We start from the raw sequence: 20,854 nt of genomic DNA, 5'->3' as shown, positions 1-20,854 counted from the left end.
GAGCCGTTCATGGATGTTTTCTGGTTCCTGCCGACCCACGGTGATGGCCACTATCTGGGCACCACCCAAGGCGCGCGCCCGGTCACGCTCAATTATCTGAAACAGGTGGCGCAGGCCGCTGACAGCCTGGGCTACCACGGCGTGCTGATTCCCACCGGGCGCTCCTGCGAAGACTCCTGGGTGATCGCCTCGGCACTGGTGCCGTTGACTGAGCGCCTGCGTTATCTGGTGGCGATCCGACCGGGGATCATTTCGCCGACGGTTTCGGCGCGGATGGCTGCAACCCTTGATCGGCTGTCCGACGGGCGCTTGTTGATCAACGTCGTGACCGGCGGCGATCCGGACGAGAACCGTGGCGACGGCAGTTTCCTCAGCCATGCCGAGCGCTATGAAGTTACCGATGAATTCCTGAAAATCTGGCGCCGCGTGTTGCAGGGCGAGGCGGTGGATTTTGACGGCAAACACCTGAAGGTGCAGAACGCCAAAGCCCTCTATCCGCCCGTGCAGAAACCCTATCCGCCGCTGTACTTCGGCGGCTCATCCGATGCCGCGCATGATCTGGCCGCCGAACAGGTCGATGTCTATCTGACCTGGGGCGAACCGCCGGCCGCGGTTGCGGAAAAACTCGCCGACGTGCGCGAACGAGCGGCGCGGCATGGGCGCAAAGTGAAGTTCGGCATCCGCTTGCACGTGATCGTGCGCGAGACCGCCGAAGAGGCGTGGAAAGCTGCGGACAAACTGATCGAACACATCAGCGACGAGACTATTGAGGCGGCACAGAAATCCTTTTCCCGGTTCGACTCCGAAGGCCAGCGACGCATGGCGGCTTTGCACGATGGTCGTCGCGACAACCTCGAAATTGCCCCCAACCTGTGGGCCGGTGTCGGTCTGGTGCGTGGCGGTGCCGGGACGGCGCTGGTTGGCGCCCCGCAGCAAGTGGCGGCGCGGATCAAGGAATACGCGGATCTGGGCATCGAGAGTTTCATCTTCTCCGGTTATCCGCATCTGGAAGAGGCTTACCGCTTTGCCGAGCTGGTGTTCCCGCTGTTGCCCGAGCCTTACGCGAGTCTGGCCGGGCGTGGCGTGACCAATCTGACCGGGCCGTTTGGCGAAATGATTGCAAATGATGTGTTGCCGACAAAAGCCTCGGCATAAACCGGATCTCTTGTGTAGGAGCTGCCGCAGGCTCGGGCCGCGATCGGACGATCTTTTGATCTTAAAAACAACATCAAAAGATCGCAGCCTGCGGCAGCTCCTACACGGGCAGTTTGAATTCAGGAGTGTTGGTGTGACCGCCAAACCACAAAGTACTTTGTTATCCCCGCTGCAGACCGCGCGCCAACTGGCCGCCGAATTTGCCCTGACCGCCGTCGAGCGTGATGAACGTGGCGGCACACCGAAGGCCGAGCGTGATGCCCTGCGCGACAGCGGCCTGCTGGCCCTGAGCATTCCCACCCGCTACGGCGGCCTCGGCGCGAGCTGGAGCGAAACCCTGCAGGTCGTTCGCGAGTTCGCCAAGGTCGACAGCTCGATTGCCCACGTATTTGGTTTTCATCATCTGATGCTCGCCACCGTGCGCCTGTTTTCCCGGCCGGAACAATGGCAGCCGTGGTTCGAACAGACCGCGCGGCAGAACTGGTTCTGGGGCAATGCGCTCAACCCGCTCGACACTCGCACCGTGGTCAAGGACCTCGGTGGCTGGCGCGAGTTTTCCGGGAAGAAAAGCTTCTGCTCCGGCGCCAGCGACTCACAAATGCTGATCGCCTCGGCCGTCGATGAAAGCGCCGGCGGCAAGTTGCTGATCGCGGCGATTCCCAGCGGACGCAGCGGCATCACCCTGCACAACGACTGGAACAACATCGGCCAGCGTCAGACCGACAGCGGCAGCGCCACGTTTGAACGGGTACGCGTCGAAGAGTCGGAATTGCTGCTCGATCCCGGCCCGCTGAGCACGCCGTTCGCCTGCTTGCGACCTCTAATCGCGCAACTGACGTTCACGCATATGTTTCTCGGGATTGCCGAAGGCGCTTTCGAAGAGGCGCGGCAATACACCCTCAGCGAAACCCGGCTCTGGCATAAATCCACGGCGCGCGATGTGCGTGAAGATCCTTACGTGCTCGCGCATTACGGCGAGTTCTGGGTGGCGCTGGAAGGCATTCGCCTGTTGGTCGAACGCGCGGCGGCGGTGCTCGATGAGGCCTGGGCCAAAGGCGCCAATCTCAGCGCCGAAGAGCGCGGCCAAGTCGCGACAGCGATTGCCACCGCGAAAGTCGCCGCCAGCCGCCAAGGCCTGGAAATTTGCAGCCGTTTGTTCGAAGTGACCGGCGCGCGCTCGACCCACGCCTCCCTGCGCCTCGACCGCCACTGGCGCAACCTGCGCACGCAGACCTTGCACGACCCGCTGGACTACAAACTCCATGAGTTGGGCGACTGGGCGCTGAATCAGTCGCTGCCGGTGCCGACCTTCTATTCCTGATCTGCCTGCATTTGAACTAAAAAGAAGGACGAGCCCATGCAACTGCTGACCCTACCGCCCTCCCCCGCGCTCGCCACGTCGATCCGCGCCACTGCGCAGGTCTTCGAGGACCCGAAGTCCCAGGCCCTGCTCGCGCATTTACAGCAGGTCGCGCCGAGTGAAGCGAGCGTGCTGATCATCGGCGAGACCGGTACCGGCAAAGAACTGGTAGCGCGGCATATTCATAACCTCAGCAATCGCCGTCATCGGCCGTTTATCGCGGTCAATTGCGGGGCGTTTTCCGAATCGCTGGTGGAAGCAGAGTTGTTCGGACATGAAAAAGGCGCGTTCACCGGCGCGCTGAGCGCCAAGGCCGGCTGGTTTGAGGAGGCGGACGGCGGCACGTTGTTTCTCGATGAGATCGGCGATCTGCCGATGGCGATTCAGGTGAAGTTATTGCGGGTTTTGCAGGAGCGCGAAGTGGTGCGGCTTGGCTCGCGCAAAAGCATTCCTATCGATGTGCGGGTGCTGGCGGCGACCAATGTGCAGCTGGAAAAAGCCATCAATGCCGGTCATTTCCGCGAGGATCTGTATTACCGCCTCAACGTGGTCAATCTGGAATTGAGTCCGTTGCGCGACCGCCCTGGCGATATCCTCCCGCTCACGCGCCATTTCATCGAGGCCTACAGCCAGCGCCTCGGTTATGGCCGGGTCAGCATCAGCCCCGGTGCCGAGCACAAACTGCGTGCCTACAGTTGGCCGGGCAACATTCGTGAACTGGAAAACGTTATCCACCACACCCTGCTGATCTGCCGCAACGGTGTGATCGAACGCGATGATTTGCGCCTGTCGAACCTGCGCATCGATCGCCCGGACGATCATCACAGCAGTGCCGATGATTCACCGGAGGCGTTGCTGGAACAGGCCTTTCAAAAACTCTTCGCGCAGCAGGCCGGCGCTTTGCACGAAAAAGTCGAAGACGCCTTGCTGCGCGCGGCGTATCGCTTTTGCCATTACAACCAGGTGCACACCGCCGCGCTGCTCGGTTTGAGCCGCAACGTCACCCGCACGCGGCTGATCAAGATCGGCGAACTGGCGGTGAACAAGCGGCGACTCTCGGAAAACCTGCAGGGCGAGCGCTTGATCCAGTTGTCGATCTAGCCAACCAGGTGGCAGTGCAGCGCATCGTCGTGACTGCGGGCGATGCTGCTCAGCACCTGAAACGAGTTGAAGGTGACGGTTTTCGCCTGATGGGTGTGAATCAGTTGCCAGAAATCCTGCTCGCCGCTCTCGAAGCTGCGAAATGCCGCCTCCCCCGCCTCGCGGGACTGCCATTGCAGAAAACTCAGCACCCGCCGGCCGTCATCGCTGGCTTGCACACTGGCGCTGACAAAACCGTCGTAGCGCTGAGCCAGACGCTCGGTTTGCCTCGACAGTGCGCTGACCAGCGCAGGTTGTTGGCGTGGTTCGATTTCAAACTCGATCAATTGGGTAAAACTGCGGTTGTTCATGGAATGCCCCCACTCAGCTTAAGACGAGCCTTGCGACTCGAAGACCTGCAGGGTAAAACCTCCAGTTAAGTCAAGGTCAAGAGCTGTCTTCAAATGATCAGCAAAGAAAATGTGCACAAACAGTTAACGGTTGGCGAAGTCGCGGCGCGCAGTGGCGTGGCGGTCACCGCCCTGCACTTTTATGAATCCAAAGGCCTGATCAAGAGCCAGCGCAATGCCGGCAACCAGCGACGCTATCCGCGTGAAGTGCTGCGTCGGGTGGCGTTGATCAAAGTCGCCCAGCGGCTGGGGATTCCATTGGCGGAGATTGGCGAAGCACTGAAAATTCTCCCGGATGATCGTGCGCCCAGCGCGGCGGACTGGAAAATCCTTTCGCAGCAATGGCGCCGGGAACTGGATGAGCGAATCGAGCAACTGACGCTACTGCGCGATCGGCTCAATGGCTGCATCGGTTGCGGATGTTTGTCGATGGAGGCCTGCCCGCTGCGCAATCAGGGTGATGTGCTGGGTGAACAGGGACCGGGGCCACACTTTCCCAAGGATTGACTGCTCGTCGGGCAAAAATCTGCACCGCGAGGACAGTTCTATAGTGACTCTTCCACAAATCCGGTGGAGCCACATCTCATAGAACAACAATCAGGGAGAACGTCATGAGCGTAAAACCCATTCCCGAGGGGTATCACAGCATCACCCCGTATCTCGGCATCCACAAAGCCGCCGAGGCCATCGACTTCTATAAAAAAGCCTTCGGCGCCACCGAAGTCATGCGCCTGGCCATGCCCGACGGCGGCATCGGCCACGCCGAACTGCGCATTGGCGACAGCGCGATCATGCTCGGTTCGCCGTGCGATCAGGGGCCACTGAGCAATCCGGATCAAGCAGTGTCGGTTGGTTTGCATCTGTATGTGACTGATGTCGACAAATCGTTTCAACGGGCGCTGGAGGCCGGGGCGACGACGGTGTCCGAGGTCAAGGATCAGTTTTACGGGGATCGCAGCGGGACGTTGAAGGACCCGTATGGGCATCTGTGGTTTCTCGCCTCGCGCAAGGAGGATCTGACCGAGGAGCAGATCAAACAGCGGGCGATGGAGATGTTTAGCCAAGGCTGATTTTTTCTGTGTGTTCAATGGCCTCATCGCGGGCAAGCCCGCTCCCACAGGGTTTTGTGGTTGGACATAGATCGTGACCACACCAAAGATCCCTGTGGGAGCGGGCTTGCCCGCGATGGGGCCGGAACGGCCAACACCCATCACACTTCATGAACCTGTCGACCACGCTTTGCCCCTTGCCGCAAACGCCGGACAATTTCAGGATGCAGCCAACCAGAACCCTGAACAAGGATCAGCCCGATGTTTGCCGGATTCCGCAAAGACCAGCGCCACGTCAACGGCGTCGACATCGCCTACCGCCTCGGCGGCAGCGGCCCCGGCCTGTTGCTGTTGCACGGCCACCCGCAGACCCATGTGATCTGGCACAAGATTGCCGAACAATTGGCCGAGCACTTCACCGTGGTCGCCGCCGACCTGCGCGGTTACGGTGACAGCAGTCGCCCGGCTGCGGATGAGCGACACGTTAATTACTCGAAACGCGAAATGGCTCGCGACAATGTCGAGCTGATGCAATCGCTGGGCTTCGAACATTTTTCGATCCTCGCCCATGACCGTGGCGCCCGCGTCGCCCATCGTCTCGCCCTCGATCACCCGAACGCCGTGCAGCGCATGATGCTGCTGGACATCGCGCCGACCCTGTCGATGTACGCGCAAACCAACGAAGCCTTCGCCCGTGCGTATTGGCACTGGTTCTTTCTGATCCGCCCGGCGCCGCTGCCGGAAACCTTGCTCGAAGCCGATCCCGAGGGGTATCTGCGCAGCGTGATGGGCAGCCGCAGCGCCGGACTCAAGCCATTTACCGAAGAGGCTTTCGGCGAATACTTGCGCTGCCTGCAACAACCGGGCAGCGCGCGCGGCATCTGCGAAGACTACCGCGCCAGTGCCGGCATTGATCTGGACCACGACCGCGCCGACATCGCTAGCGGGAATCACCTGAGTCTGCCACTGCGGGTGTTGTGGGGCGCCGAGGGCACGGTCGGACGCTGCTTCGAGCCGCTCAAGGAGTGGCAGCAAGTGGCGACCAACGTCAGCGGTCAGGCCTTGCCCGCCGGCCATTACATTGCCGAAGAAATCCCCGAACTGTTGCTCGCCGAAGCACTGGCCTTTTTGCGCTGAGCCGAGCAGCCGGATCTCGGTGCTATGCTGGCGGCTTGTGCTGCCAGTGTTCGTGTTGACATGTCCCAGAAGAAAGACACCGTGCCCCTGCCCGAAGACCTGCGCGTGCTGCTCACCGTGATCCGCAAAAACGGCTTCGCCGCCGCGGCCGATGAGTTGGGCCTGTCGCCGGCCTATGTCAGCAAACGTATCCAGATTCTTGAAACCACCCTTGGCACTCGCCTGTTGCACCGCACCAGCCGCCGCGTCTCGCTGACCGAGGATGGCGAACGCGTGCAGCGCTGGGCGTTGCGCATTCTCGATGACTTCCAGCAACTGCACGACGAACTGTCCGACGCCCACGACAGCCCGCGTGGGCGTTTGCACATTTGCAGCAGTTTCGGTTTCGGGCGTAATCATGTGGCGCCGGCAGTGTCGTTGCTGGCCGAACGTTATCCAGAACTGGAGATTCGCCTCGACCTGTTTGACCGGGTGGTGGACATCATCAACGAAGGCTTCGACCTGGAGATCCGCGTCGGCGATGACCTGCCCGGCCAGCACATCGGTCGACGCCTGGTCAGTAATCGACGAGTGCTGTGCGCGGCTCCCGGTTATCTGCAACGTCGCGGTACGCCACAAACCCTGGTCGAACTGCAGCAGCACGATTGCCTGGTAATCAAGGAGCGCGACAACGCCTTTGGTATCTGGACTCTGGATCGCGATGGCGGACAAGAGAGCGTGCGGGTCAGCGGGCCGTTGTCGTCCAACAACGGCGAGATTGTTTTGCAGTGGGCGCTGGATGGCCGCGGGGTGTTGCTGCGCTCGCTGTGGGATGTGAAACCGCTGCTGGAGCAAGGACGCCTGGTGCAGGTGCTGGAGGATTACAGCCAGAGTGCCAATGTCTGGGCGGTGTACCCGACACGGCTGGCGCATTCCGGGAAGTTGCGCGCGTGTGTGGAGTTTTTGCAGGCGCATTTCAAAGGATTGTCGCTGTAGCTCAAAACACCACAAAAACCTGTGGGAGCTGGCTTGTCGGAACGCCGCATCGCAGCGATGGCGTCAGCTCAGCCAACACAAATGCTGGAAGTGCCGGCCTCATCGCTGGTAAGCCAGCTCCCACAGATTATGCGTTCAGCCTAACCAAGGGTTACTGGCCAGATGCTCGCGTTCGAAATCTTTGATCTGTTCGCGGCGTTGCAGGGTGCTGCCGATGGCATCCAGGCCCAGTAACAAAGCGGTTTTACGCAGCGTATCGATCTGGAAGTCGATCACCGTGCCATCCGCCAGACTAATCCGCTGCGCCTCCAGATCAATACTGATCCGCGCCGTTTCAGGCTCACCGACAAGCTGTCCAATGCGTTGCACCTGCGCCTCTTCCAGGGTGATCAATAGCACCCCGTTACGCTGGCAATTGTCGTAGAAGATCCCGGCAAAACTGCTGCCGATCAAGGCGCGGATGCCCATCTGCTGCAAGCCCCAGACCGCATGCTCACGGCTCGATCCGCAGCCGAAATTCGGCCCGACCAGCAGAAAACTTGCGCCCTGCCATGCCGGTTTGTTCAACACGAAATCGGGGTCGGGGCTGCCATCGCGCAGAAACCGCAGATCGAAAAACAACCCGCGATCGAGTCCCTGCCGGTCAATGCCTTTGAGAAACTGCTTGGGCATGATCACGTCCGTGTCGACATTGGCCGCCAATAACGGCGCGGCCTGGCCGCTGACTTGGGTGAAGGGTTGCAGGCTCATGGGCGTTCTCCAAAGTGGCGGATATCGGTGAGTCGACCGCTGATTGCCGCTGCGGCGACCATCGCCGGGCTCATCAGATGAGTGCGCGCACCGGCACCCTGACGGCCTTCGAAATTGCGGTTGGTGCTGGACGCGCAGCGGTCGCCGGGGGCGAGTACGTCGTCGTTCATCGCCAGGCACATCGAGCAGCCGGACTGACGCCATTCAAAACCGGCGTCGATAAAGATCTGCGCCAGCCCTTCGGCCTCGGCCTGCGCGCGAACTTCGCTGGAGCCGGGGACGATCATCGCCCGCACATGCCCGGCCACGTGTTGACCGCGCACGACGCTGGCAGCATCACGCAGATCTTCGATTCGCGCGTTGGTGCACGAACCGATAAAGGCGTGGCTGATAACGATGTCGCTGAGCGCCATGCCCGCTTCCAGGCCCATATAGTTGAGGGCGCGGCGCATGTCCTGACGCAGGATCGGGTCGCTGATCGCCTGTGGGTCCGGCACCCGTGCACCGATGGCGGCGGCCTGATCGGGGCTGGTACCCCAAGTGACCATCGGTTCCAGAATGCTGGCATCAAGGTGAATCTCACGATCAAACACCGCGCCGGGATCGCTGCGCAATTCGCGCCATGTCTTCAGGCCTTGTTCCCACAGTGCACCAACGGGCACACGCGGCTTGCCCTTGAGATAGGCAAAGACCTTGTCATCCGGGGCCATGAATGCACCGCGCGCGCCGGCCTCGACCGCCATGTTGCAAATGGTCATGCGCGCTTCAACGCTCAAGGCATCGATGGTCGAGCCGCAAAATTCGATCGCGTAACCGCTGGCCCCGGAAGCGCCGATGTCGCCGATCAGGGCCATGATCAGGTCTTTGGAGGTCAGGCTAGGTGCGAGATTGCCATCCACGGTCACGCGCATACTTTTCAGACGTTTGTAGACCAGAGTCTGTGAGGCCAGCAGATGCTCGATCTCGGAAGTGCCGATGCCGAAACCGAAGGCGCCGAGCGCGCCATAGGTAGTGGTGTGACTGTCGCCAGCGGCAATCACCATGCCGGGCAGAATAAAACCCTGCTCCGGGGCGATCACATGTTCGATACCCTGACGTTTGTCGAGGATGTCCAGCAACTCGATGCCGAAGTCCCGGCAATTCTCCGCCAGATACGACACTTGCCGTGCACCGCCCGCATCAGGCATTGCCGCGATGCGCACAGGCGTGGTCGGGTTGACGTGATCGACCACCGCCAGCGCCGTGCCCGGCCGCCAGACATCGCGCCCGGCGGCACGCAAACCGCTGAAGGCCTGCGGGCTGGTGTATTCGTTGATCACCTGGCGATCGATATACAACAGGACATGGCCCTGATCGTCGAGGCGGCACACCGTGTGCGCATCGATGTGTTTGTCGTAGAGGGTTCTGGCGGTCATCAAGGCGCTCACTCAGGGAAATCAGGTGATTGCCATCATAGGGAGCGCGGACTGGCCATCAATTGCCTGAGAGTGATGGCGTAAATCATGAATCGTGTTTGATCCCCTGTACGCAGCAAAACCCTGTAGGAGCTGTCGAGTGCAACGAGGCTGCGATCTTTTGATCTTGTTTTTAAAGATCAAGATCAAAAGATCGCAGCGTGCCGCAGCTCCTACAGTGGAATCTCTCACACCCTGCGAACTGGGAAACATTTGCTTTCATATCACCTTTCGGGATTTGCCCCACTCATCCGTCTTATATAGATGCAGGCCGTTCGTGTAGGCAAAAGCCAAGTCCGGTCTTTCGGGGATCCCGTGCTGCGAAGCCCGTAGCCACGCGCCCTTTCACCGCTATCAAGACGCGCAATCATGTCGAAGAAATCCCGCTCCAAACTGTGGTTCCTCGTTCATAGCTGGCTGGCGTTACCGATCTGGTTCTTTGTTCTGATCGTCTGTGTCACCGGCACATTGGCGGTGGTCAGCCAGGAAATCGTCTGGCTGGCCAACCCGCAGATGCGCGCCAGCCAGCCTGCGGACGACGCACCGCTGCTCAGCTATGACCAGATTCTCGCCGCTATCAAGAAAGCCGAACCGCAAACGGTCGTGCAGAGCATCAGTCGCCCCGACGAATCGCATTTTGCCCTGGACGTCGCCGTCAGCTACCCCGACGGGCGCGCGCAGACCGTTTACGTCAATCCGTACACCGGCGTGATTCAGGGCGGCGCACCGGACTTCAACTTCAAAGCCTTCACCCGTGCCCTGCATGGCTGGTGGCTGGTGCCGTTCACCAATGGCTATAGCTGGGGCTGGTATCTGGTGTCGTTCCTCGGTCTGCCGCTGCTGGCTTCATTGATCACCGGGCTGGTGGTCTATAAACGCTTCTGGAAGGGCTTCTTTAGTCCGACCCTGCGTTTTCGCCACGGCGCGCGGATTTTCTGGGGCGACTTCCACCGTCTGAGCGGTATCTGGTCGATCTGGTTTATCGCGGTGATTTCGGTCACCGGCACCTGGTTCCTGATCGAGGCGATGCTGTTCGATAACCACATCTCCATCTCCAGCGAGCCGGTCATTCCAGCGATGGCCCGTGACGCCGTGCCGATCTCGGCCGATGGCACACCACCGCCGCGCATCAGCCTGGATCGCGCGATCGAAGTCGCCCAGGAGAAAATTCCCGGCCTGGAAGTCAGCTTCGTCAGCTTGCCGGGCAATGCCTACAGCCATATGAGCCTCGGCGGCCGCGGCTGGTATCCGCTGATGTTCCAGACCGCGACCCTCAACCCGTTCAACGGTGACGTCGCCGCTTCTCGCCTGTTGTCCGATCGCACCTCACTGGAGTTCGTCACCGAATCCATGCGCCCCTTGCACACCGGCGACTTTGGCGGGCTGTGGATCAAGCTGATCTGGTTCTTCTTCGGCCTGGTACTGAGCATGATGGTGCTCAGTGGTTTGTTGATCTGGACCAAACGCACTGCGCTGGCGACAGCCAATGCACTCAAGCGTGAGTCGAAGAAATCCCGCGTTCAGGCGCAACCGGCCATGAATCGTGAAGCGTCGGAGGTCAACCTGTGAGCAAGTCCACTGCTGCACCTCAACCGTCGCGTCTGAGCCTGTTCTGGCAGAAATGGCGCTTTCACATCAACGTGCTGTTGCTGCTGATCCCGCTGGGTTTCATGCCCAAATACTTCGCCGATGCCGCGCTGTTTCGGGGTGACATCGGCCTCGGTGAACGAGAAGTCGGCGAAGTCACGGTCGGCCCCTGGAGCCTGCGCCTGGCCGAGTTGCGCAACGAAGCGCCGCGACTCGAAGGCCCGGCCGGCAATATGAAAGGTTTCAACGCCGCCCTTTGCGATGCCTGCATCGACCAGGTCAAAGCCACCTACCTGCGTATCGGCAAACCCCGCAGCCTGCGCGCCGCCGGGGTGATTTTCTTCGGCACGCCCTACCGCATGGGCGCGCAATTGCCAGTGCCGGAAAAAACCAAAACCGACGCCGAACTGTGGATCACCATGGAAGGCTGGGACGGCAGCATGCATCAGGCTTCGATCCCTCTGAGTCAGGCCTCCCCCGCCACCATTGCCTGGTTGAACCAACAAGGAGCCAAACCATGACCCGCCCTTTCCGCCTGCGGCTGAGCGCCGTGCTGCTGGTGCTCGGCGCCGGCTTCAGTGCCAGTGCGCTGGCCCACAACCCGATGTGCGAATGCAAAGCCATCGACGCCGAGCAGATCAAATGCACCGGTGGTTTCTCCGACGGCAGCGGTGCGCCGGGGGTGACCCTCGATGTGATCGGCTATGACGAAACCATTCTGGTGCCGGGCAAACTCGGCACTGATTCGACCCTGACCTTCAAGAAACCCGGCGCCGAATTCTACGTGCTGTTCGACGCCGGTCCGGGCCACGTTGTGGAAATCGACCAAGCGGATATCGAAGCCCCATGAGTACGCCCACCACACACGTTGTGCGCCCGGCCGGTGCCGGTCATGAAACCCTCAATGTGCTGCTGTTGTGCCTGTTGATTCTGGCAGTCGCCGGTTCGGTCGTCGCGTGGCGCGGGGTTTCCCATGAACCGGAACCGGTGGCGACAAATCAACTCGACGCGCGCCGTGACCTCAGCGCTTCCGAACAAGGCATCTACGCCGACCTGCGGGTGACCCTCGACGAAATCCGTTTGCTGCGCGAAGAGCAGCAAGCCCTGCCGACGCCGCAAACCCTGGCAGACGAAGGGTTTGCCCCGTTTGCCCGGGATGCGAGTTCGGTCAGCCGCGGTGGGCATGCCTGGCAGTTGCTGGGGAATACCGCCTATTTCGGCCATAGCCAGAGCACAGCCGTCGCCGGTTCGTTCGTGATGTTGCTCAGCGCTGACAACAAGGCTGCGCCGGACATCTGGCTCAACCGCGATGCCAATCTGCAAGCGCCGACCGAACTGACCGAAGCCGCCCTGTCCGCCTCTGGCTGGAAACAGATCGTCGCGCAATACGATGCCGGGGTTACCCGCGAACATCGCCATTGATTCCTCGCCCTCATCCGAGAGAAGACCGTTTGCCCATGTCTATTTCATCGCCTCGCCGTCCATTGTTGCGTCTGTTCCTGCTCGGCCTCTGCGCCTGCCTGCTGAGTCCACTGGCCAGCGCCGATCAGGCCAAACGCCTGCGCATCGGCATTACCCTGCACCCTTATTACAGCTATGTGGCAAACATCGTCGGCGACAAGGCCGAAGTCGTCCCACTGATCCCTGCCGGTTTCAACCCGCACGCTTATGAGCCAAGGGCCGAGGACATCAAACGCATCAGCGGGCTGGATGTGATCGTGCTCAACGGTGTCGGCCATGACGACTTCGCCGACCGCATGATCGCCGCCAGCGAAACGCCGAACATCAAAACCATCGAAGCCAACGAGAACGTGCCGTTGCTGGCCGCCACCGGCGTTGCCGCACGCGGCGCCGGCAAAGTGGTGAACCCGCACACGTTCCTGTCGATCAGCGCCTCCATCGCTCAGGTCAACAACATCGCGCGCGAGCTGGGCAAACTCGATCCGGACAACGCCAAGACCTACACCCAGAACGCCCGCGCCTACGGCAAACGCCTGCGCCAGATGCGCGCCGACGCGCTGGCAAAACTGACGCAAGCGCCGAACGCAGAACTGCGCGTGGCCACCGTGCACGCCGCTTACGACTATCTGCTGCGGGAGTTCGGCCTGGAAGTGACCGCCGTGGTTGAACCGGCGCACGGCATCGAGCCGAGCCCGAGCCAGTTGAAGAAGACCATCGACCAATTGCGTGAACTGGACGTGAAAGTGATCTTCTCGGAGATGGATTTCCCCTCCACCTACGTCGAAACGATTCAGCGTGAATCCGGCGTGAAGCTGTATCCGCTGTCGCACATTTCCTACGGTGAATACACCGCCGACAAGTACGAAAAGGAAATGACCGGCAACCTCAACACCGTGGTGCGGGCGATTCAGGAGTCGGGCGCATGACTTCCAGAGAAAACCTTTCCCCCGAAAACACCGAGCCCCCTGTGGGAGCGACGGTGCGACGATTCGACCTGCTCGCGAAGGCGCCGGATCAGCCGACATCTTTGTTGAATGACACACCGCTATCGCGAGCAGGCGAAGGCCTACAGGTTATGGGGCCGACGCTGGATTTTGCGCAGGTTTGTCTGACGCTGGGCCGCACGACGATTCTGGACAAGGTCACCTTCCAGGTGCAGCCCGGCAGCGTACACGCGCTGGTCGGCCCGAATGGTGGCGGCAAGAGTTCGCTGATCAAGACCCTGCTCGGGCAAATGCCGCATCAGGGCCAGCTCAGCCTGCAATGGCCCGGCGAACCCGGCACCATCGGTTACGTGCCGCAGGCGCTGGAGTTCGATCGCGGTTTGCCAATGACCGTCGACGACTTCATGGCCGCCATGTGCCAGCGACGCCCGGCGTTTCTCGGTTTGAGCAAGCGTTACGCCGGTGCCATCGGTGACGCGCTGGAACGCGTCGGCATGCAGGACAAACGCAAGCGGCGCATGGGCGCGCTGTCCGGGGGTGAACGGCAGCGAGTTCTGCTCGCACAAGGGCTGATCCCGGCGCCGCAATTGCTGGTGCTGGATGAGCCGATGTCGGCCCTCGATGAAGCCGGGATTCAGGTGTTCGAGCGCCTGCTCAATGACTGGCGCGCGGCGGGCATTACCGTGCTGTGGATCGAGCACGATCTGGAAGCGGTCGGACGCCTGGCCAATCGGGTCACCGGTCTGAACCGTCGTGTGCTGTTCGACGCCACGCCACAACAGGCGCTGACCCCGGAACGTCTGCTTACGCTGTTTTCCACCCATCCACGGAGCGCTGTCTGATGAGTTACGAAGCCTTTCGTTTGATGGTGCAAGGCTGGGCCTCGTCCGGTTATCTGCCGGAAGCGCTGGCCTACGGTTTCGTGGTCAATGCGTTGCTCGCCGGCCTGCTGATCGGCCCGGTACTCGGCGGCCTCGGCACGCTGGTGGTGGTCAAGCGCTTCGCGTTTTTCTCCGAAGCGGTGGGCCACGCGGCGCTGACCGGTGTGGCCATCGGTATCCTGCTCGGCGAACCCTACACCGGCCCCTATGGCAGCCTGTTCGGTTACTGCCTGCTGTTCGGCATTCTGCTCAATTACCTGCGCAACCGCACCGGCCTGGCGCCGGACACGCTGATCGGCGTGTTTCTGTCGGTGTCGCTGGCACTCGGCGCGAGTCTGCTGCTGATTCTCGCCGGCAAGATCAATGTGCACATTCTCGAGAACGTGCTGTTCGGTTCAGTGCTGACCGTCAACGGCAACGATCTGGCGGTGCTGGCCATCGTCGGTTCGCTGGTCATGGCTCTGGCCTTGCCGTTGTACAACCGCATCATGCTCGCCAGCTTCAATCCGCAACTGGCAGCAGTGCGCGGGGTGGCAGTGAAAACCCTGGATTACCTGTTCGTGATTCTGGTGACGCTGATCACCGTGGCGGCGGTGAAAGTCATCGGTGCGATTCTGGTTGGCGCACTGCTGGTGATTCCAGCGGCAGCGGCGCGCTTGCTCAGCCAGTCGCTCAAGGGTTTCTTCTGGTGCTCGGTGCTGATCGCCACGGTCAGCACGCTGTGCGGGATTCTTGCGCCGATCGTGTTTGACCTGCCGATTCCATCCGGCGCCGCGATCATTCTGGTCGCCGGCATAGCCTTCGCCCTCGCCGCCATTGCGCGCGGGGTTGTCCCGAGTTTGAAAGGGAATCTTGGATAAATGACTTTTTCACTGCGAAAACTGACCTTGGCCATGACCCTGTGCGGCGTGGTCTGCACGCCGTTGATGGCTGCCGAAGCCGCTAAACCACTGCGCGTGCTGGCCTCGTTGCCAATCACTTACGGCTTGGGTGAAGTACTGCTCAAAGGCACTGACGTCAACCTTGAACGTGCGGCACCGGCGAACCTGCCGGGCAGCCGTCAGACCGCGTATTTCACCGGTCGCGGTGCCCCGGCACTGAGCAAACTGGCGACTGGCGCCGATGCGGTGATCGGTGTGCGCTCGCTGTGGGCCGACGATCCGCTGTACCCGATCGCTCGCCGCAGCAACATCCGCATCGTTGAAGTCGATGCGGCGCGCCCGGTCGACGGCGCCCTGCCGGGCATTGCCGTACAACCGTGTCTGAAGGTCGATGGCTTGAACAGTCAGCCATGGCTGGCCAGCAACAACATGGGGCGCATGGCGGATGTGATGGCGGCGGATCTGGTGCGTCTGGCACCGGGCGCCAAACCGAAAATCGAAGCGAATCTGGCGACGTTGAAGCAGCGTTTGCTGAAGCTCAGCGCCGACAGTGAAGCGCGTCTGGCCAGTGCCGACAATCTCAGTGTGATGAGTCTCAGCGATCACTTTGGTTATCTGATCGGCAGCTTGAATCTGGAACTGATCGGCGAGGATTCACGGCCGGATGCCGAATGGACGCCGGAGGATCTGAAAAAACTCACGGCAACACTCAAGGACAATGATGTCGCGGTGGTCCTGCATCATCGGCAGCCATCGGACGCGGTGAAGGCAGCAATTGCCGAGTCAGGCAGCCATCTGGTGGTGCTGAGCACCGATGCGGCGGATCCGGTGGCGGAGCTGGAAGGCAATGTGGATTTGGTGTTGAAAGGATTGAAGGGCTGAAGATCAAAAGATCGCAGCCTTCGGCAGCTCCTACTGGGTGTAAACGCTGCACTGTAGGAGCTGCCGAAGGCTGCGATCTTTTTTGCTGGCAAAAAAAACCCGCTGACTGTCACCAGTCCAGCGGGTTTCTTTTTGCCCGGCCGCTTATTGCGCGGCGGCCTGGGCTTCCATCTTCTGGCGCAGGCTCAGCGGACGCATGTCAGTCCAGGTTTCTTCGATGTAGGCCAGGCATTCCTTTTTCAGGCCGCTCTTGCCCACGGTACGCCAGCCTTGCGGCACGGCTTTGTAGTCCGGCCAGATCGAGTATTGCTCTTCGTGGTTGACCACGACCTGAAAGAGGATGTCCTCGCGGTCGAATACTGACGTCATGCTGGTTCTCCATCGTTGTAAGGGTGGGCTGCACGAGAGGTGCAGCCGGGTATGTAGAAAGAACGTTCGGCGCGGCGAAAAAATTACAGCGCTGCGGTTGCGGCGGCCAAAGCACGGCCAAAGATTTCCGCGACACGGTCGATTTCGGCAGCAGTGATCACCAGCGGCGGCAGGAAACGCACCACCGCGCCATGCCGACCACCCAGTTCCAGAATCAGGCCACGCTTGAGGCATTCGCGCTGCACCAGCGGCGCCAGTCGCGCAAACGCCGGCGGATGACCGAGCGCATCCGGCGTGCCGTTCGGTTCGACCAGTTCGACCCCGAGCATCAGGCCACGACCACGAATATCGCCCAGTTGCGGGAAATCACGTTGCAGGATGCGCAGGTGCTCGCTCAAGCGTTCGCCCATGGCCGCGGCGTGTTCGCAGACCTTGTGTTCAACCAGATAACGCATCACCGCAGAACCTGCCGCCATGGCCATCTGATTGCCACGGAAGGTGCCGGCGTGCGCGCCCGGTTGCCAGGTGTCGAGCCAGTCGCGATAGACCACCACGGCCAACGGCAGGCTGCCGCCGATGGCTTTGGACAACACCACCACATCCGGCGTGATACCGGCGTGTTCGAAGGCAAACATCTTGCCGGTGCGGGCGAACCCGCTCTGGATCTCGTCGACGATCAGCGCCACACCGGCCTTCTCGGTGATTCGGCGCAAGCCGCGCAACCACTCGATGTCTGCCGGAATCACCCCGCCCTCGCCCTGCACCGCTTCGACGATCACCGCCGCGGGCAATTGCACGCCGGCCTCGGGGTCGTTGAGCAGGTTTTCCAGGTAACTCAGGTTAGCCCTCACGCCTGCTGCGCCACCGAGGCCGAACGGACAACGGTAGTCATACGGGAACGGCATGAACTGCACGCCATTGCTGAGCAAGGCGCCCAACGGCTTTTTCGGCCCCAGGCTGCCCATCAGGCTCAGCGCGCCCTGGCTCATGCCGTGGTAACCGCCGGAGAACGACAGCACGGTGCTGCGCCCGGTCGCCGTGCGTACCAGCTTCAATGCCGCTTCCACGGCATCGGTACCGGTCGGGCCGCAGAACTGGATTTTCGCTTCAGCCGCGAGGGCAGATGGCAGCAGGCCGAACAGGTCCTGGACGAACTGATCCTTGACCGGCGTGGTCAGGTCGAGGGTGTGCAGCGGCAATTCATCGGCCAGTACCTGCTGGATCGCTTCGATCACCACCGGGTGGTTATGCCCCAGCGCCAGCGTGCCGGCACCGGCCAGGCAGTCGATGAAAGTGCGGCCTTCGACGTCTTCGACATACAGGCCTTTGGCACGCTTGAGTGCCAATGGAATACGCCGCGGATAGCTGCGCGCGTTGGATTCCTGGAGGGCCTGACGGGCCAGCAATGGCGATTCATTGAACTGGTACAACGTTTCGGCCGGCGCCGAAGTAACCCGAGCCGACGACTCTTCGATAAGGCTGGTGGCGACTGACATCTCTCGACCCCTCAATTGGCTATGGATAGTGACCAAAACAGCACACCGGACAGGTGCGCATTCCGATCACGGGGCGCACTTGCAGGTTTTCCTGTTCTGGAAACGCTTAAGGGGCCCGAGGATTTAGCCCGTGATCGAGTTGTCAGACCGGCGATGCCAACGGCTTGTGCATGGGCAGGGTCTGCAAGCCTTGGTATTCGAAGGGCGGCGCAGACTCGCGATAACCCAGACGCCGATAAAAAGCGCGGCCGGTGCGCGTGCTTTTGAGGGTAACGAGAACAACACCGCGAATCCGCAACCAGCCCTCCAGATCCTGCATCAGCGACCGCCCGACGCCACGCCGAAAGGATTCCGGCTGCACGTAACACAACGAAATGTCGCCACTGGCCTGAGCCATGCCGACACCGACCGGTTTGTCGGCCAACAATGCGAGACATAGATAAAAGTGCGGGTCGGCGAGCCGGGCACTGATGAAGTCGGCGGACTGCTGGCCGATCCAGTCACTGACCAGTGGCGGGTGGTTACGATGATCGAGTGCACAACCGATGCGGATCGAACGTTCGATGATGCGGCTGATGATACCGGCGTCGGCCAGGACGGCCGGACGAATGCAGATGGGTGCTTCCATGGCGCAGTTCCCTCAATCCATTGAGTCAAAGCTGCGTTGACCTTACGCCCAGGCCAAGCGGATAGCGAACGTCGAGAGGTTACATTTGATGTGTCTGGCGCGATTTCCTGTAGGAGCTGGCGAAGGCTGCGATCTTTTGATCTTGATCCTGAAAAACAAAATCAAAAGATCGCAGCCTTCGGCAGCTCCTACACAGGCTGTGCTGGAATCAGACAGGTTGCAACGGCATGGTCAGCTCGACCCGCAGGCCATCCGGGCGGCTGTCGAAATGCAGGGCACAGTCGCAACGCTGGACGATCGCCTGAACAATCGCCAGACCGAGGCCGCAACCGGTGCTTTGCCCGTTGCGCCAGAAGCGTTGCGTCAGGTGCTGCAGATCATCCGGCGCGATCCCCGGGCCATGGTCACGCACGACAAAACGCACGCGGTTACCAATGGTTTCCAGGCTCAGCTCGACCGCACAGTCCTCGGGGGTATGACGCAGGGCGTTGTCGAGCAGATTGCGCAGCGCCGCAATCGACAGCACGGCCGGCATCTGCAGCGCTGCAGCGGAAAGCTCGCTTGGCAGTTGCAGTTTGATGCGCAGGCGCTCGCCACCCGTGGCGTCCTGAATCGCCAGGCGTGCCACTTGCTCGGCGCTGCATTGCGAGCCGTCATCGAATGACAGGCTGCCCTCGACCCGCGCCAGCAACAGCAATTGCTCGAGGGTGCGATGCAAGCGATCGGCGCCCTCCTCGGCCCGCGCCAGCGACTGATCGCGGGCATTGCCGTCGGTCATGCGCGCGACTTGCAGGTGGGTCTTGATCGCCGTCAGCGGGCTGCGCAATTCATGCGCCGCGTCACCGGTCAAGCGGCGCTCGCGCTCAATGGTCTTGCCGATACGCTGGAACAACTGATTCTGCGTTTCGAGCAGCGGCTTCAATTCGCTGGGAAAGGTCTGAATCTGCAACGGCTCGAGCGAATCGGCATTGCGCCGCATCAGTGCTTCACGCAGACGGTTGAGCGGCGCCAGACCTTGGCCAATGCCCAGCCACAACAGACACAGACAGCCGAGCAACGCCACACCCACCGGCACCGACGCCGCCAGCAGGATCGACATGTTCAGGGCTTCGCGCTCGATCTGCCGGTCGGCGGTGGTAATGCGCACATCGCCCCGGGCGAGGGTGAAGCTGCGCCACGGTGCACCGTCGATCATCTGGTCGTGGAAGCCCATTTTCTCGGCTTCCAGCGCTTGTTCGGGATTGTTGTGGCTGCGCGCGAGAATTTCCCCGCGCAAGGAACTGACCTGACAGGCCATGCCACCGGGGATATTCAGTTGTTCGGCACTGAAATGGGTGCCCTCGCCTTTGCTTGGCAGCGTCGGCAACTGCTCCAGCAGCCCGGCAACCATGCGCGCTGAGGCCACCAGACGCTGGTCGAGGGAAAACATCATCTGATTGCGCAAGTCACTGAGCATCCAGGCCGCCGCCAGCGCCCAGATCAGCGCAAATGCAGCGCCGAGGGTCAGGCTCAGGCGCAGTCGCAGACTCATCACTTGCCTTGATCTCCACCGTCGGCCGGGCCAAGGCGATAGCCCAGACCGCGCACGGTTTCGACGATGCCTTTGCCCAGTTTGCTGCGCAGGTGATGGATGTGCACGTTCAGCGCGTTGCTTTCCAGTTCATCGTTGAAGCCGTAGACGCTGTCTTTCAACTGTTCGGTGGACAGCACCCGGCCACGATTGTGCAGCAGCGCCTGCAACAGCGATTGCTCGCGGCGCGACAGGTCCACCGGTTGCCCGGCCAGCGTGGTTTCGCGACTGCTCGGATCGTAGGTCAGCGCGCCGTGCTCGATCAGGTTGACGCTGCGCCCGGCGACACGGCGCAACAAGGTTTGCAGGCGGGCGAACAGTTCCCGCAGATCGAACGGTTTGAGCAGGTAATCGTCAGCCCCGGCCTGCAAGCCGTCAACGCGGTCGGTGACCGAGTCGCGCGCGGTCAGGATCAGCACCGGAATCTCCAGGCCGCTCTGCCGCAACTGTTGCAGCAACTTGAGGCCATCTTCGTCGGGCAGACCGAGATCGAGCACCATCACGTCGAATTCGGCGACCTTCAGCATCGCCCGCGCCTTCGACGCGGTGTTGACGTGCTCGACCGTCAGCCCTTGAGCCGTCAGGCCGGCAACGATGCCACTGGCAATCAGCTCATCGTCTTCGCAAACCAGTACGTGCATGGTGAGTCCCGTAGAAAAAAGCCGATTAGGCAGTTGGCCGATTAAGCTGACATTATGCCCCGAACGTCACAGCGACAAGGGCGTGGCGGTTAATCATCGGTTAATCGCCACCGCCCATTGTGCACCTCACTTGCACAGGGACAA

Annotated in this window: 23 protein-coding genes; 15 read left to right on the top strand and 8 right to left on the bottom strand. The window is 61.2% G+C overall.

Translation table 11 applies throughout. The features are described 5' to 3' along the window. Positions 1 to 9: 9 nt before the first annotated feature. From ssuD to M5G26_RS03990, 3 genes are all read left to right on the top strand, one after another. Entirely contained in the window at positions 10 to 1,155 is a 1,146-nt protein-coding gene (gene ssuD / locus M5G26_RS04000) for an FMNH2-dependent alkanesulfonate monooxygenase (protein ID WP_273914498.1), read from the top strand. 133 nt (positions 1,156 to 1,288) lie between these two features. Next, entirely contained in the window at positions 1,289 to 2,476 is a 1,188-nt protein-coding gene (locus tag M5G26_RS03995) for an acyl-CoA dehydrogenase family protein (RefSeq protein ID WP_273914497.1), read from the top strand. 36 nt (positions 2,477 to 2,512) lie between these two features. Then, entirely contained in the window at positions 2,513 to 3,616 is a 1,104-nt protein-coding gene (locus M5G26_RS03990) for a sigma-54 interaction domain-containing protein (protein WP_150694232.1), read from the top strand. Here M5G26_RS03990 and M5G26_RS03985 read toward each other — a convergent pair. Further along, positions 3,613 to 3,966, bottom strand: coding sequence for an antibiotic biosynthesis monooxygenase (locus M5G26_RS03985; RefSeq protein ID WP_273914496.1), 354 nt, complete (start codon positions 3,964 to 3,966; stop codon positions 3,613 to 3,615). The genes M5G26_RS03990 and M5G26_RS03985 overlap by 4 nt on opposite strands. Positions 3,967 to 4,059: 93 nt before the next feature. Between M5G26_RS03985 and soxR the strand changes: the two genes are divergently transcribed. From soxR to M5G26_RS03965, 4 genes are all read left to right on the top strand, one after another. Beyond that, the gene (gene soxR / locus M5G26_RS03980) at positions 4,060 to 4,512 is read left to right on the top strand and encodes a redox-sensitive transcriptional activator SoxR (RefSeq protein WP_150694230.1); all 453 of its coding nucleotides are present in this window, start codon (positions 4,060 to 4,062) and stop codon (positions 4,510 to 4,512) included. Positions 4,513 to 4,616: 104 nt separating this feature from the next. Continuing rightward, entirely contained in the window at positions 4,617 to 5,075 is a 459-nt protein-coding gene (locus M5G26_RS03975) for a VOC family protein (RefSeq protein WP_038364112.1), read from the top strand. Between the two features lie 240 nt (positions 5,076 to 5,315). Then, positions 5,316 to 6,191 (top strand): alpha/beta fold hydrolase, encoded by an 876-nt coding sequence (locus M5G26_RS03970; protein WP_273914495.1) that lies wholly within the window; start codon positions 5,316 to 5,318, stop codon positions 6,189 to 6,191. Positions 6,192 to 6,215: 24 nt separating this feature from the next. Then, positions 6,216 to 7,166, top strand: a complete 951-nt coding sequence (locus M5G26_RS03965; protein WP_273914494.1) for a LysR substrate-binding domain-containing protein — start codon at positions 6,216 to 6,218, stop codon at positions 7,164 to 7,166. Positions 7,167 to 7,301: 135 nt separating this feature from the next. Here M5G26_RS03965 and leuD read toward each other — a convergent pair whose 3' ends face one another. Further along, the gene (leuD, locus tag M5G26_RS03960) at positions 7,302 to 7,916 is read right to left on the bottom strand and encodes a 3-isopropylmalate dehydratase small subunit (protein ID WP_150694227.1); all 615 of its coding nucleotides are present in this window, start codon (positions 7,914 to 7,916) and stop codon (positions 7,302 to 7,304) included. Next, on the bottom strand, positions 7,913 to 9,331 hold the full coding sequence (gene leuC / locus M5G26_RS03955; protein WP_273914493.1) for a 3-isopropylmalate dehydratase large subunit: 1,419 nt from the start codon (positions 9,329 to 9,331) through the stop codon (positions 7,913 to 7,915). Before leuC ends, leuD begins: the two co-directional genes overlap by 4 nt. Before the next feature lie 408 nt (positions 9,332 to 9,739). On the opposite strand from leuC, the gene M5G26_RS03950 reads away from it, so the two are divergent. The 8 genes from M5G26_RS03950 (at position 9,740) to M5G26_RS03915 (ending at position 16,006) form a co-directional block, all read left to right on the top strand. Continuing rightward, positions 9,740 to 10,939 carry a PepSY-associated TM helix domain-containing protein gene (locus M5G26_RS03950; RefSeq protein WP_273914492.1) on the top strand — a complete coding sequence of 400 codons (1,200 nt, stop codon included), beginning with the start codon at positions 9,740 to 9,742 and terminating at the stop codon, positions 10,937 to 10,939. Beyond that, positions 10,936 to 11,478, top strand: a complete 543-nt coding sequence (locus tag M5G26_RS03945) for a thiamine pyrophosphate-binding protein (RefSeq protein ID WP_273914491.1) — start codon at positions 10,936 to 10,938, stop codon at positions 11,476 to 11,478. The genes M5G26_RS03950 and M5G26_RS03945 overlap by 4 nt, the downstream gene beginning before the upstream one ends. After that, entirely contained in the window at positions 11,475 to 11,807 is a 333-nt protein-coding gene (locus tag M5G26_RS03940; protein ID WP_150694224.1) for a hypothetical protein, read from the top strand. Before M5G26_RS03945 ends, M5G26_RS03940 begins: the two co-directional genes overlap by 4 nt. Then, on the top strand, positions 11,804 to 12,379 hold the full coding sequence (locus M5G26_RS03935) for a DUF6162 family protein (RefSeq protein ID WP_122597074.1): 576 nt from the start codon (positions 11,804 to 11,806) through the stop codon (positions 12,377 to 12,379). The genes M5G26_RS03940 and M5G26_RS03935 overlap by 4 nt, the downstream gene beginning before the upstream one ends. Before the next feature lie 35 nt (positions 12,380 to 12,414). Then, on the top strand, positions 12,415 to 13,344 hold the full coding sequence (locus M5G26_RS03930; protein ID WP_034155183.1) for a metal ABC transporter substrate-binding protein: 930 nt from the start codon (positions 12,415 to 12,417) through the stop codon (positions 13,342 to 13,344). Positions 13,345 to 13,493: 149 nt separating this feature from the next. Beyond that, positions 13,494 to 14,204: a metal ABC transporter ATP-binding protein gene (locus M5G26_RS03925; protein WP_166674973.1), complete on the top strand. Its 711-nt coding sequence runs from the start codon at positions 13,494 to 13,496 to the stop codon at positions 14,202 to 14,204. Then, positions 14,204 to 15,103 carry a metal ABC transporter permease gene (locus M5G26_RS03920; protein ID WP_007917717.1) on the top strand — a complete coding sequence of 300 codons (900 nt, stop codon included), beginning with the start codon at positions 14,204 to 14,206 and terminating at the stop codon, positions 15,101 to 15,103. The genes M5G26_RS03925 and M5G26_RS03920 overlap by 1 nt, the downstream gene beginning before the upstream one ends. Continuing rightward, the gene (locus M5G26_RS03915; protein ID WP_273914490.1) at positions 15,104 to 16,006 is read left to right on the top strand and encodes a metal ABC transporter substrate-binding protein; all 903 of its coding nucleotides are present in this window, start codon (positions 15,104 to 15,106) and stop codon (positions 16,004 to 16,006) included. A 144-nt stretch (positions 16,007 to 16,150) separates the two neighbouring features. Here M5G26_RS03915 and M5G26_RS03910 read toward each other — a convergent pair whose 3' ends face one another. The 5 genes from M5G26_RS03910 to M5G26_RS03890 form a co-directional block, all read right to left on the bottom strand. Continuing rightward, on the bottom strand, positions 16,151 to 16,375 hold the full coding sequence (locus M5G26_RS03910; RefSeq protein WP_150694221.1) for an MbtH family protein: 225 nt from the start codon (positions 16,373 to 16,375) through the stop codon (positions 16,151 to 16,153). A gap of 83 nt (positions 16,376 to 16,458) precedes the next feature. Then, positions 16,459 to 17,871, bottom strand: a complete 1,413-nt coding sequence (locus tag M5G26_RS03905; RefSeq protein WP_273914489.1) for an aspartate aminotransferase family protein — start codon at positions 17,869 to 17,871, stop codon at positions 16,459 to 16,461. Positions 17,872 to 18,013: 142 nt separating this feature from the next. Further along, positions 18,014 to 18,499 carry a GNAT family N-acetyltransferase gene (locus tag M5G26_RS03900; RefSeq protein ID WP_273914488.1) on the bottom strand — a complete coding sequence of 162 codons (486 nt, stop codon included), beginning with the start codon at positions 18,497 to 18,499 and terminating at the stop codon, positions 18,014 to 18,016. Between the two features lie 208 nt (positions 18,500 to 18,707). Beyond that, positions 18,708 to 20,030: an ATP-binding protein gene (locus M5G26_RS03895; RefSeq protein ID WP_273914487.1), complete on the bottom strand. Its 1,323-nt coding sequence runs from the start codon at positions 20,028 to 20,030 to the stop codon at positions 18,708 to 18,710. Then, positions 20,030 to 20,710: a response regulator gene (locus M5G26_RS03890; RefSeq protein WP_007908710.1), complete on the bottom strand. Its 681-nt coding sequence runs from the start codon at positions 20,708 to 20,710 to the stop codon at positions 20,030 to 20,032. The genes M5G26_RS03895 and M5G26_RS03890 overlap by 1 nt, the downstream gene beginning before the upstream one ends. Positions 20,711 to 20,854: the final 144 nt, after the last annotated feature.

The sequence above is a fragment of the Pseudomonas sp. TNT2022 ID642 genome (assembly GCF_028656995.1).
GTDB lineage: Bacteria > Pseudomonadota > Gammaproteobacteria > Pseudomonadales > Pseudomonadaceae > Aquipseudomonas.
This window is presented reverse-complemented; position numbering and strand designations above follow the sequence as displayed.

Bases quoted from the DNA above. Each gene is read 5' to 3' on its own strand.
- ssuD (WP_273914498.1), top strand. From the start codon at position 10: ATGGATGTTTTCTGGTTCCTGCCGACCCACGGTGATGGCCACTATCTG.
- M5G26_RS03990 (WP_150694232.1), top strand. From the start codon at position 2,513: ATGCAACTGCTGACCCTACCGCCCTCCCCCGCGCTCGCCACGTCGATC.
- M5G26_RS03985 (WP_273914496.1), bottom strand. From the start codon at position 3,966: ATGAACAACCGCAGTTTTACCCAATTGATCGAGTTTGAAATCGAACCA.
- soxR (WP_150694230.1), top strand. From the start codon at position 4,060: ATGATCAGCAAAGAAAATGTGCACAAACAGTTAACGGTTGGCGAAGTC.
- M5G26_RS03975 (WP_038364112.1), top strand. From the start codon at position 4,617: ATGAGCGTAAAACCCATTCCCGAGGGGTATCACAGCATCACCCCGTAT.
- M5G26_RS03970 (WP_273914495.1), top strand. From the start codon at position 5,316: ATGTTTGCCGGATTCCGCAAAGACCAGCGCCACGTCAACGGCGTCGAC.
- M5G26_RS03965 (WP_273914494.1), top strand. From the start codon at position 6,216: ATGCTGGCGGCTTGTGCTGCCAGTGTTCGTGTTGACATGTCCCAGAAG.
- leuD (WP_150694227.1), bottom strand. From the start codon at position 7,916: ATGAGCCTGCAACCCTTCACCCAAGTCAGCGGCCAGGCCGCGCCGTTA.
- leuC (WP_273914493.1), bottom strand. From the start codon at position 9,331: ATGACCGCCAGAACCCTCTACGACAAACACATCGATGCGCACACGGTG.
- M5G26_RS03950 (WP_273914492.1), top strand. From the start codon at position 9,740: ATGTCGAAGAAATCCCGCTCCAAACTGTGGTTCCTCGTTCATAGCTGG.
- M5G26_RS03940 (WP_150694224.1), top strand. From the start codon at position 11,475: ATGACCCGCCCTTTCCGCCTGCGGCTGAGCGCCGTGCTGCTGGTGCTC.
- M5G26_RS03935 (WP_122597074.1), top strand. From the start codon at position 11,804: ATGAGTACGCCCACCACACACGTTGTGCGCCCGGCCGGTGCCGGTCAT.
- M5G26_RS03930 (WP_034155183.1), top strand. From the start codon at position 12,415: ATGTCTATTTCATCGCCTCGCCGTCCATTGTTGCGTCTGTTCCTGCTC.
- M5G26_RS03925 (WP_166674973.1), top strand. From the start codon at position 13,494: ATGGGGCCGACGCTGGATTTTGCGCAGGTTTGTCTGACGCTGGGCCGC.
- M5G26_RS03920 (WP_007917717.1), top strand. From the start codon at position 14,204: ATGAGTTACGAAGCCTTTCGTTTGATGGTGCAAGGCTGGGCCTCGTCC.
- M5G26_RS03915 (WP_273914490.1), top strand. From the start codon at position 15,104: ATGACTTTTTCACTGCGAAAACTGACCTTGGCCATGACCCTGTGCGGC.
- M5G26_RS03910 (WP_150694221.1), bottom strand. From the start codon at position 16,375: ATGACGTCAGTATTCGACCGCGAGGACATCCTCTTTCAGGTCGTGGTC.
- M5G26_RS03905 (WP_273914489.1), bottom strand. From the start codon at position 17,871: ATGTCAGTCGCCACCAGCCTTATCGAAGAGTCGTCGGCTCGGGTTACT.
- M5G26_RS03900 (WP_273914488.1), bottom strand. From the start codon at position 18,499: ATGGAAGCACCCATCTGCATTCGTCCGGCCGTCCTGGCCGACGCCGGT.
- M5G26_RS03895 (WP_273914487.1), bottom strand. From the start codon at position 20,030: ATGAGTCTGCGACTGCGCCTGAGCCTGACCCTCGGCGCTGCATTTGCG.
- M5G26_RS03890 (WP_007908710.1), bottom strand. From the start codon at position 20,710: ATGCACGTACTGGTTTGCGAAGACGATGAGCTGATTGCCAGTGGCATC.